Origin of the sequence: Ferrovibrio sp., assembly GCF_002796975.1 — a bacterium.
Taxonomy (GTDB): Bacteria; Pseudomonadota; Alphaproteobacteria; order Ferrovibrionales; family Ferrovibrionaceae; genus Ferrovibrio.
The window spans coordinates 229,372-238,449 of sequence record NZ_PEKV01000012.1; the positions used below are offsets into that span (position 1 = coordinate 229,372).

Annotated in this window: 13 protein-coding genes and 1 tRNA gene; 7 read left to right on the plus strand and 7 right to left on the minus strand. The window is 64.8% G+C overall.

Features of this window, described 5'->3' with window-relative positions; all coding sequences use genetic code 11:
* The 3 genes from pgk to CTR53_RS14470 form a co-directional block, all read right to left on the minus strand.
* Nucleotides 1-764 (minus strand): phosphoglycerate kinase (pgk, locus tag CTR53_RS14460; RefSeq protein ID WP_290814735.1); only part of this gene is annotated, 764 nt, incomplete at its 3' end.
* 18 nt (nt 765-782) lie between these two features.
* A complete protein-coding gene (gap, locus tag CTR53_RS14465; protein ID WP_290814738.1) occupies nt 783-1,787 on the minus strand; it encodes a type I glyceraldehyde-3-phosphate dehydrogenase in 1,005 nt (334 codons plus the stop codon).
* A gap of 140 nt (nt 1,788-1,927) precedes the next feature.
* Nucleotides 1,928-2,617, minus strand: coding sequence for a TIGR02117 family protein (locus CTR53_RS14470; protein ID WP_290814741.1), 690 nt, complete (start codon nt 2,615-2,617; stop codon nt 1,928-1,930).
* A 171-nt stretch (nt 2,618-2,788) separates the two neighbouring features.
* Between CTR53_RS14470 and CTR53_RS14475 the strand changes: the two genes are divergently transcribed.
* Entirely contained in the window at nt 2,789-3,301 is a 513-nt protein-coding gene (locus tag CTR53_RS14475) for an acyloxyacyl hydrolase (RefSeq protein WP_290814744.1), read from the plus strand.
* Nucleotides 3,302-3,374: 73 nt separating this feature from the next.
* Nucleotides 3,375-4,178, plus strand: coding sequence for a hypothetical protein (locus CTR53_RS14480; RefSeq protein WP_290814747.1), 804 nt, complete (start codon nt 3,375-3,377; stop codon nt 4,176-4,178).
* Between the two features lies 1 nt (nt 4,179).
* Here CTR53_RS14480 and gluQRS read toward each other — a convergent pair whose 3' ends face one another.
* Complete coding sequence (gluQRS, locus tag CTR53_RS14485; protein ID WP_290814749.1) at nt 4,180-5,076, minus strand: tRNA glutamyl-Q(34) synthetase GluQRS; 897 nt, start codon at nt 5,074-5,076, stop codon at nt 4,180-4,182.
* A gap of 24 nt (nt 5,077-5,100) precedes the next feature.
* On the opposite strand from gluQRS, the gene CTR53_RS14490 reads away from it, so the two are divergent.
* The 4 genes from CTR53_RS14490 (at nt 5,101) to CTR53_RS14505 (ending at nt 7,120) form a co-directional block, all read left to right on the plus strand.
* Nucleotides 5,101-5,586: a hypothetical protein gene (locus CTR53_RS14490; protein WP_290814752.1), complete on the plus strand. Its 486-nt coding sequence runs from the start codon at nt 5,101-5,103 to the stop codon at nt 5,584-5,586.
* Between the two features lie 32 nt (nt 5,587-5,618).
* Nucleotides 5,619-5,753 carry a hypothetical protein gene (locus CTR53_RS14495; protein ID WP_290814755.1) on the plus strand — a complete coding sequence of 45 codons (135 nt, stop codon included), beginning with the start codon at nt 5,619-5,621 and terminating at the stop codon, nt 5,751-5,753.
* Nucleotides 5,750-6,463: a dienelactone hydrolase family protein gene (locus CTR53_RS14500; RefSeq protein ID WP_290814758.1), complete on the plus strand. Its 714-nt coding sequence runs from the start codon at nt 5,750-5,752 to the stop codon at nt 6,461-6,463. The genes CTR53_RS14495 and CTR53_RS14500 overlap by 4 nt, the downstream gene beginning before the upstream one ends.
* A 111-nt stretch (nt 6,464-6,574) precedes the next feature.
* Nucleotides 6,575-7,120, plus strand: coding sequence for an HNH endonuclease (locus tag CTR53_RS14505; RefSeq protein WP_290814761.1), 546 nt, complete (start codon nt 6,575-6,577; stop codon nt 7,118-7,120).
* Nucleotides 7,121-7,122: 2 nt separating this feature from the next.
* Here CTR53_RS14505 and CTR53_RS14510 read toward each other — a convergent pair whose 3' ends face one another.
* From CTR53_RS14510 to CTR53_RS14520, 3 genes are read right to left on the minus strand one after another with little or no spacing between them, the layout of a single operon-like run.
* Complete coding sequence (locus tag CTR53_RS14510; RefSeq protein WP_290814764.1) at nt 7,123-7,665, minus strand: demethoxyubiquinone hydroxylase family protein; 543 nt, start codon at nt 7,663-7,665, stop codon at nt 7,123-7,125.
* Nucleotides 7,665-8,153 (minus strand): disulfide bond formation protein B, encoded by a 489-nt coding sequence (locus CTR53_RS14515; protein ID WP_290814767.1) that lies wholly within the window; start codon nt 8,151-8,153, stop codon nt 7,665-7,667. The genes CTR53_RS14510 and CTR53_RS14515 overlap by 1 nt, the downstream gene beginning before the upstream one ends.
* A 3-nt stretch (nt 8,154-8,156) precedes the next feature.
* Nucleotides 8,157-8,738 (minus strand): YqaA family protein, encoded by a 582-nt coding sequence (locus CTR53_RS14520; protein ID WP_290814770.1) that lies wholly within the window; start codon nt 8,736-8,738, stop codon nt 8,157-8,159.
* Nucleotides 8,739-8,940: 202 nt separating this feature from the next.
* Between CTR53_RS14520 and CTR53_RS14525 the strand changes: the two genes are divergently transcribed.
* A tRNA-Leu gene (locus CTR53_RS14525) sits at nt 8,941-9,027 on the plus strand.
* Nucleotides 9,028-9,078: the final 51 nt, after the last annotated feature.

Sequence of the window (9,078 nt, forward strand, 5' to 3'; positions counted from 1 at the left end):
ACGGCATCGCGCAGGATGTCGCGGGCGGTGTCGGCGAGGTTCTTTTCACACAGGCTCTTGCCGACCTCGCGGCCCTGCGCGAACAGGAAGGTGTTCGCCATGCCGCCGCCGATGATGATCTTGTCGACCTTGTCGATCAGGTTGCCGAGCAGTTCCAGCTTGGTGGAGACCTTGGCGCCGCCGATCACGGCCGCGACAGGTTTCTCCGGCTTTTCCAGCGCGGCCTGCAGGTGCTTCAGCTCCACTTCCATGTTGCGGCCGGCATAGGCCGGCAGCAGATGCGCCAGCGCCTCGGTCGAGACATGGGCGCGATGGGCGCAGGAGAAGGCATCGTTGACGTAAATGTCGCCCAGCGCCGCCATCTGTTTGGCCAGCGCCATGTCGTTCTTCTCTTCGGCCGCATGGAAGCGGGTGTTTTCCAGCAGCACGACGCCGCCGGCCTTCAGCTTGTCGATGGCATCCTTCGCCTGGTCACCGATGCAGTCTTCGGCAAAGGCGATCGGTGAGCCCAGCGCGGTGGCGAGCGCGGCCGCCACCGGCTTGAGCGACATTTCCGGCACCGGCTTGCCGTCCGGGCGACCGAAATGCGACAGGACCACAACCTTGGCGCCCTTGCGCGACAGTTCGTGCAGGGTCGGCAGGATGCGGCTGATGCGCAGATCGTCGGTGATCCGGCCGTCTTTCATCGGCACGTTCAGATCGACACGCGTCAACACCGTCTTGCCGGCGACGTTGACGTCATCGAGGGTACGGAAACCGGCCATGTCTGAACTGCTCCCGGCTTAGAGCCTGGCCATCGCCACCGCAGTGTCGGACATGCGGTTGGAGAAGCCCCACTCGTTGTCGTACCACGACACCACGCGCACCAGATTGCCGTCCATCACCTGGGTCTGCTTCAGGTCGAAGGTCGAACTGGCCGGATTGTGGTTGAAGTCGCTGGAGACCAGCGGCTGGTCGTTGACGTCGAGGATGCCCTTCAGCTGATTGGCCGCAGCGCGCGTGATCGCCGCGTTCACCTCTTCAGCCGTGGTGGCCTTCTTGGCGACGAACTTGAAGTCGATCAGCGACACGTTCGGCGTCGGCACGCGGATGGAGGAACCATCCAGCTTGCCCTTCAGGTTCGGCAGCACCAGGCCGACGGCCTTGGCGGCGCCGGTGGTGGTCGGGATCATCGACAGCGCCGCGGCGCGGCCGCGATAGAGATCCTTGTGCATGGTGTCCAGCGTCGGCTGGTCGCCGGTATAGGCATGGATCGTGGTCATGTAGCCCTTCTCGATACCGATGGCGGCATCGAGCACGAAGGCGACAGGGGCCAGGCAGTTGGTGGTGCAGGACGCGTTCGACACGACGGTATGCTCGGCCTTGAGCTGGTCGTGGTTCACGCCATAGACGACGGTGAGGTCGGCGTTGTTGGCAGGTGCGGAAACCAGCACTTTGCGGGCGCCGGCGGTCAGGTGCAGCGCGGCCTTCTCCTTGTCGGTGAAGATGCCGGTGCATTCCATCGCGATGTCGACCTTCAGCTCCTTCCAGGGCAGCTTGGCCGGATCGCGCTCGGCGGTCACCTTGATCGGGCCGCGGCCCACGTCGATGCTGTCGCCCTTGGTGGTGACGGTGCCGTTGAAGCGGCCATGCACGCTGTCATAGCGGAACAGGTGGGCATTGGTTTCCACCGGGCCCAGGTCGTTGATGCCGACCACTTCGATATCCGTGCGGCCGCTCTCGATGATGGCGCGCAGCACATTGCGGCCGATGCGGCCAAAACCGTTAATCGCAACCCGAACCGTCATTTTTTCAGTCTCCGATGGGATGGCGTGACGGACGGCAGCAGGGCGGCATAAACAGCCCATAACCGTCCTTTTTCGGGGCTGGGTTTAGCCCCTTTGTGGGTGAGTCGCAAGACGAGCACGGCGATATCACGGCCTCCGTTTCAGCCCCCCTGCATCAGCCCGTAAGGGAAGGGGGTCCACCAGCCGGTTTTCAGCCCGGCGGCGCGCAGACCGGCCCCGATCCACTCGTTGCAGGTGCGAAACGGGCTGTAACGCCCGGTTGCCTCGAAAAATGCGTCATCCAGGCCGAATCCCGGCTCCGGCAGGGGCTGTGGCCGGCCGTCGCCGCCGCGGGCGAAGCCGGCCCAGATATACGCCGTCAGCGCGCGATACTGCAGGGTATCGACCTCCAGCCGCCGGGGTTTTGGCTCGGAACCTGTCAAAGCCGCTTCCGGCACCCGCATCACATGCATGGCGGCCGGTCCCCGGCCCAGCAGGGCGGCGAGTGCCAGACCGGGGCGGAAATCCACCGGCCGGCGGGTATTCAGGTAAAAATCCCGGTCGCCCCAGCCGAAAGCGACATAGTCGCCCTCGGTCAGCCGCTCGCCGAGGCTGCTCTCGGCCAGCCAGGCGCCCCAGTCGGTCCCCTCCTTGTCCGCGCGGGCCGGCAGGGCGACCCAGACATGCCAGCCGTTCGACATCAGGTAGACCGGCACGGTCGGCTGGCCCAGCATGGGTTGGCGGTGCGGGGCGGGCAGCAGCCCCAGCGCCAGTGCGGCAGCTCCGTACAGCACTGGCAGGGCCAGCACAGGCAGGCAGAGGATCGGCAGGAGGCGGCGGAGGCTGCGCATGGGCCGGTCTCATGCCGCAGAAATGTGGCCAGAATGAAGCGTCAGACCCGGGCAAGGCAGCGACTCGGCAGATAACCCCTTGGCGCATCAAGATCTCTTTGGCAATATCCCCTCGAAGTTGTGGGTGAGGAGCGGGACCGGCCCAGCCGGCCTGATCATTGGGGGATTATCATGCGTTTCCGTTTGCTGTCCGGCTGTGCAGCGGCCGTTGTCGCCTGCATGCTGTTTGCCGTGGCTCCGGCCGCGCGGGCCGACGATAAGGACGATCCGTCCTTCCTGACCGTCGCGGCCGGCTATCACGATCTCTTTGACGATCACGATGCTTTCGAGGGCCGCCTCGAATATCGCTTCAAGAACAAGTTCTGGATCTTCAAGCCGATGGTTGGCGTGCTGGCCACCAACGATTCCGCCGTGATGGGTTATGCTGGCGTGCTGGTCGACATCTACTTCGGCCGCCGCTGGGTGCTGACGCCGTCGTTTGCGCCGGGCCTGTATCGCGAGGGCGATGGCAAGGATCTCGGCGGTTCGATCGAGTTCAAGTCGCAGCTCGAACTCAGCTATCGCTTCGACAACCGCTCGCGGCTCGGCGTTGGCATCAGCCATATCTCGAACGCCAGCATCTATGACAGCAATCCCGGCACTGAAACGGTCTTCCTGACCTATTCGATGCCGCTTGGCCGCTGAGCGGAAACGACCGGGCATCCATCGCAGCCCGCTGCGATGGTCCCGGACATGGCTTTGCTGCTTCCTTGCTGGCGTGACGGCACTGTCTGCGCCTGCCGTGCAGGCGCAGCCGCCGGCGCAAGACAATATCCTCTGGCTCAAAACGGACTGGCCACCGGTTTTCATGCCGGACGGCAAGGGTTTCGGCGATGCGGTGCTGGCCTGGCTGCAGGCGCGGCTGCCGCCCGGCTACAGCCATGAAACGCGCCGGCTGCCGCTCCCGCGCGTGCTCAAGATGATGGAAGGCCGGCAATCGATCATCTGCACCAGCAATCTGCTGCGCACGCCGGCGCGGGAAGCCCAGTTTCTGATCAGCCGCGATGTCATGCGTATGCCGGCGCTTGGCCTGGTGGTGCGTAGCGCCGATGTGGAAGCATTCCGGCCGTTGCGCGATGCCCGCGGTATGGTTGGATTCCGTGAGTTGCTGCACCAGCCGAATCTCGATGGCGCCATCAATGAGAACCGTGCCTACGGTGCCGCACTGGATGGCCTGTTGCGCGATCCCACGATCGCCGCGCCGCTGATCCGCCTGTCGAAAACCAGCACCATGGTATCGATGCTGGCAGCGAAGCGAGTCGACTGGATCCTGCTCTATCCGTTCGAAGCGATCTGGCTGGCACGGGAGGAGCAGGCCATTCCGGCTTTATCCACTCTGGGCCTTGCCGAAATCCCGGCTTTTAATCGCGGCGGCGTCACCTGCAATCGCGCACCTGGCGCCGACCGGCTAGTTGCGGCCATCGATGGTCTGATCGAATCGCATCCCGACGAGCCCTGGCTGAAGCCGATGTATGACTGGCTCGATCCGGAAACCCGTCAGCGGCTCAGCGCGCCACACTGACTCATTTTGGGAAAGCGGCAGGATCCAGTCCGGCCTGCTGCCACACTGCGGCAGGCGTGACGCCGGCGGCGCGCAGGTCGCGCAAAGCCGGCGCATTTTTGCGCTTGGCCAGTCGCTCGCCGGTGTCGTCTACCAACAGCGGATGATGCGCGTAGGCTGGCACCGGCCAGCCGAACAAGGCTTGCAGCAAGCGATGCAGATGCGTGGCGGCGAACAGGTCGCTGCCGCGCGTGACCAGCGTGATGCCCTGCAGCGCGTCGTCATGCGTCACGCAAAGATGATAACTCGCCGGGATTTCCTTGCGCGCCAGCACCACGTCGCCGAAACCCTGCACCAGCAGCTCCGGCGTCGCGGCCTGCTGGCCGGCGTCTTCATCCTGCCAGTGCAAAGGCCAGGTTTTGCTGTTGCTGGGCCCCACATGCTGACAGGCTGCCGCCATATCCAGCCGCAGGGCGTAGGCCTCGCCAGCGGCGATGCGTTGCGCGCGTTTGTCTGCTGACAGATGCCGGCAGTTGCCGGGATAGACTGCGCCCTCGAAACCATGCGGCGCGTGGCCGGCAGCAGCGATTTCGGCCTGGATCTGCTTGCGGGTGCAGAAGCAGGGATACAGCAGGCCGCGCCGCTGCAGGCTGTCGAGTGCGACCGCATATTCGGCAAAGTGCTCCGACTGCAGCCGCACCGGCTCTTCCCAGCTTAAGCCCAGCCAGTGCAGGTCGTCGAAGATGGCCCGGGTGAAGTCCGGCCGGCAGCGGGTGGTGTCGATATCCTCGATACGCAGCAGGAAACGACCTGCTGCCTGCCGGGCGCGCAGCCAGCCGATCCCGGCGGCATAGGCATGGCCGAGATGCAGGTAGCCAGTCGGGCTTGGCGCGCAGCGCGTAACGATGTCAGACTGCATGAAGTGATTCCCTGAGCGAAGCATATGGCAAACCTTCCACCCGCCGCAAAGCCCGATACCCGCAAGCGCACGAAAGTCGCGCTGGCCCAGCTCTGCGAGCGCGAACCGAAATTCGCCGCGGCCTTTGCCGCTGTCGGCTTCATCGCCGATCGCCGCCGTCCGGCCGATTTCGCCAGTCTGTGCCGCATTGTGATCGAGCAGCAGATTTCCGTGGCCGCTGCAGCCACCGTCTGGGGCCGGCTGGAAGCTGCCGTGCAGGGCCGTGCCAACGGCGTATTCAGTCCTGGGCGCGTGCTGAAACTGACCGAGGCGCGTCTGCGCGCCTGCGGCCTGAGCGGCCCGAAGGTGCGCTATGTGCGCAACATGGCGCAGGCGGCGAAAAGCGGCGCCATCGATTTCGAGCTTTTGCCGAAACTGGAAGACCATGCCGCCATCGCCATGCTGACCGAGGTGAAGGGCATCGGGCGCTGGACGGCGGAAATCTTNNCGCGAAGCGTTTATTCGGCCTGAAGAGCCGGCCCGATGTGAAGAAGATGGACAGGATGGCCGAGAAATGGCGGCCGCATCGCGGCGTCGCTGCGCGCCTGCTGTGGCGGTATTACGCAGTGACGGCGAAGCGGGTGACCACCGATATCGCAGCCGAGACGAAGATTGGCGAAAAGGAGGCTGCCGCATGACGACTGCGATAGATGGTCCGCGCCTGGAAGCAGCCAGTGGTGTCGCGCGTAAACTCGTCGTGCTGATCCATGGTTACGGCGCCGACGGCAACGACCTGATCGAACTCGGCGCGCAGTGGCGCAACCTGCTGCCCGATGCGGCTTTCGTGGCGCCGCATGCGCCCGGGCGTATTCCCGGTTTTCCGCCCGGCATGATGGGCGGGCGGCAGTGGTTCGCGCTGGATGCCTACGATCCCAACCTGCTGCGCCGCGACCCGCACCAGACGGCGGCGGTCTATGCCACGATGCAGAAGGCGGCCGAACAGGCGGCACCCGCACTGGAACAGTTCATCACTGCGGAACTCGAACGGCACAAGCTTGCACCCGTCGATCTCGCACTGGTCGGTTTCAGCCAGGGCACCATGATGGCGCTGCATGTGGGCCTGCGGCGTGATCCGGGCCCCGCGGGCATCCTCGGCTATTCCGGCGCTTTGCTGGGTGGCGAGGAACTGAAGCAGCAGATTCGCAGCCGGCCGCCGATCCTGCTGATCCATGGCGACGCCGATGAGGTCGTGCCGATCGAGGCGATGCATGCGGCGCTGAACATGCTGAACCAGGCGGACTGCACCGCGCGATTCCATGTCAGCCGCGGCCTGGGCCACGGCATCGACGGGCAGGGGCTGTCGCTCGGCGGGGCCTTCCTCGCCGAATGCTTTGCGCGCGCTAAATGATGAGGGCGGCCGGTGTGGATAACCCGGTCAGCTTACAAAATAAGGTAGTTGTCACGATGCGGTAACCCCGCATATGGTAAGGGAATGCGGCGTTTCGGATCTGGGGGAGCAATGAACCCTGAGAGTTGCCCGGCGTTGGTTTTGAATGCGGATTACCAGCCGCTGTCCTATTTCCCGCTTTCGGTCTGGCCGTGGCAGGAAGTGGTCAAGGCGGTCTGTATGGATCGCGTTACGATTCTCTCCGAATACGACCAGGAAATTCATTCGCCCAGCATGCGCATGCGGCTGCCCAGCGTGGTGGCGCTCAAGCGCTATATCGCGCCGGCGCGGCGCCCGGCCTTCACCCGGTTCAACCTGTTCCTGCGCGACCGCTTCTCCTGCCAGTATTGCGGCAGCCGGCATGAACTGACCTTCGATCATGTCACCCCGCGCTCGCGCGGCGGCCTTACGCGCTGGGACAACGTGGTGGCAGCCTGCGCGCCCTGCAATCTCACCAAGGGCGGCCGTATGCCGCACGATTGCGACATGCATCCGCGCATCCGCCCACATATGCCGACCGTGCAGGAGTTGCAGCGCAACGGGCGGGCTTTCCCGCCCAATTTTTTGCACGAGAGCTGGCGCGACTTCCTGTACTGGGACAGCGAACTGGAGCCGTAAGGCTAGACGCGTTCCGAAAGCCAGATGGCGCCGCGCGTGATCGCCTTCACGCCGCGCGACAGCAGGCCGTAGCCCGGCGCTTCGGCCGCGCCCCCGGCACGCGCCGTATCGCGATGCTCGATTTCCTCGGCGCGGAACTGCTCAATGGTGGCGCGCAGTTCGGGCTCGGCTTCGCCCAGCGCGGTCACCTGTCTGGCGTAATGCGCGTCGATCACTTCCTCGACTGCTTCGGTGCAGGCCATGGCGGCTTTCTCGCCCAGCAAAGCCGTGGCGGCGCCGAGTGCAAAGCCGCCGACATGCCACAACGGCGTCAGCAAAGTCGGGCGCACGCGGCGCTGCGGCAGCAGGCGGTCGAAGGCGCCGAGATGCTCCTTCTCCTGCTCCAGCATATGGCGGATGGTCGGCGTAGATGGCGCGGCCTTCAGCACCGCCAGCTGGCCTTCATAGATGCGCTTGGCGCCATATTCCCCGGCATGGTCGACGCGCAGGATACGCTCCAGCAGGGCGCGTGGATCGAGATCGCCGGCGAGGCGCCGTTTCTGCATCACGCCTGCTCCCCGGCGCGTTTCGCCGCCAGCAGGGCGAAGATCGCCAGCGCGGCGGACCAGAGCGCATTCCAGCCTGCCATCGACAGGCCAAGCACGCGGATCGCGGCCTCGTCGCAGCGTACCACGGGTGCTGCCATCAGCTGCGCGCGCAGGGCGTCCAGCGAGGAGGCGGTGGTCGTGCTGCTGCAACTGGTCAGCCCCTGCCACCATTTCCATTCGACACCGGCATGGAAAACGCCGATGCCGCCGGTGATCGCAAAGCTCAACGCCGCCAGACCCAGCAGCTGCACACGCCAGCGCGGCAGCACCAGCGCTCCCAGGCCGAACACCAGTGCTGCGATATGCGGCCAGCGCTGCCAATGGCACATCTCGCAGGGCGGCAGTCCGAAGCCGTATTGCGCGATCAGTACCAGCGCCAGGGTGCCGGCCGCCGCCAGGGCGACGAGCAGGCCGGAACGGGTGGGGGCGAGCAGGCTGTCGATCATGGTTCAGAAAATATAGCGCACGACGACAAAGCCGCCAATCAGCGCGACAACGAAGGCGATGCCGAGGATATTGAGTCGCTTCTCGATGAAATCGCGGATCGGTTCACCGTAGACACGCAGCAGGGTGGCGACCAGGAAGAAACGCACACCGCGGGTAACGATCGAAGCAATCATGAAGACGGCGAGACTGAAATGCGCCGCGCCGCTGGCGATGGTCACGATCTTGTAGGGGATCGGTGTCAGGCCCTTGATCAGGATGATCCAGACGCCCCATTCGTCATAGGCATCCTCGAAGGCCTGCCATTTTTCGGCATAGCCGTAGAGGTCGATCACCCAGCGGCCCAGCGTCTCGAGCAGGAAATAGCCGATGGCGTAGCCGAACAACCCGCCGATCACCGAGGCCGCGGTGCAGATGGCGGCGTAGTACCAGGCCCGGCTGCGGTCGGCCAGGCACATCGGGATCAGCATCACATCCGGCGGGATCGGGAAGATCGAGCTTTCCAGGAATGACACGATGCCCAGAGCGCGGTCGGCATTTGGCCGTGCGGCCTGACGCATGGTCCAGTCGTAAAGGGCACGGAACACCGAGGCAGATCTCCGAAGACGGGAAGACTGCAAGCTGTATGCCGGAGGCGGCGAGGCTTGTCCATGCGCCACCCGGCCGCAGGCATGACAATGATGTGTCCTCGCGGGCATGTTTTCGGCCATTAATGCCGTGACGGCTGGCCGTTGATTCAGGAGCAGCCTTGGGTAATATCCGCCCGCTACGCATCGGCGTCACGGCCGTGCCCCAGTGGTGAAATTGGTAGACGCGACAGACTCAAAATCTGTTATCCGCAAGGGTGTGCTGGTTCAAGTCCGGCCTGGGGCACCACCGTTGAGACAGCGACACGAAAAAGCCGGAGCGCCCATCGGGCCTCCGGCT

Bases quoted from the DNA above. Each gene is read 5' to 3' on its own strand.
- gap (WP_290814738.1), bottom strand. From the start codon at position 1,787: ATGACGGTTCGGGTTGCGATTAACGGTTTTGGCCGCATCGGCCGCAAT.
- CTR53_RS14470 (WP_290814741.1), bottom strand. From the start codon at position 2,617: ATGCGCAGCCTCCGCCGCCTCCTGCCGATCCTCTGCCTGCCTGTGCTG.
- CTR53_RS14475 (WP_290814744.1), top strand. From the start codon at position 2,789: ATGCGTTTCCGTTTGCTGTCCGGCTGTGCAGCGGCCGTTGTCGCCTGC.
- gluQRS (WP_290814749.1), bottom strand. From the start codon at position 5,076: ATGCAGTCTGACATCGTTACGCGCTGCGCGCCAAGCCCGACTGGCTAC.
- CTR53_RS14495 (WP_290814755.1), top strand. From the start codon at position 5,619: ATGGCCGAGAAATGGCGGCCGCATCGCGGCGTCGCTGCGCGCCTGCTG.
- CTR53_RS14500 (WP_290814758.1), top strand. From the start codon at position 5,750: ATGACGACTGCGATAGATGGTCCGCGCCTGGAAGCAGCCAGTGGTGTC.
- CTR53_RS14505 (WP_290814761.1), top strand. From the start codon at position 6,575: ATGAACCCTGAGAGTTGCCCGGCGTTGGTTTTGAATGCGGATTACCAG.
- CTR53_RS14510 (WP_290814764.1), bottom strand. From the start codon at position 7,665: ATGCAGAAACGGCGCCTCGCCGGCGATCTCGATCCACGCGCCCTGCTG.
- CTR53_RS14515 (WP_290814767.1), bottom strand. From the start codon at position 8,153: ATGATCGACAGCCTGCTCGCCCCCACCCGTTCCGGCCTGCTCGTCGCC.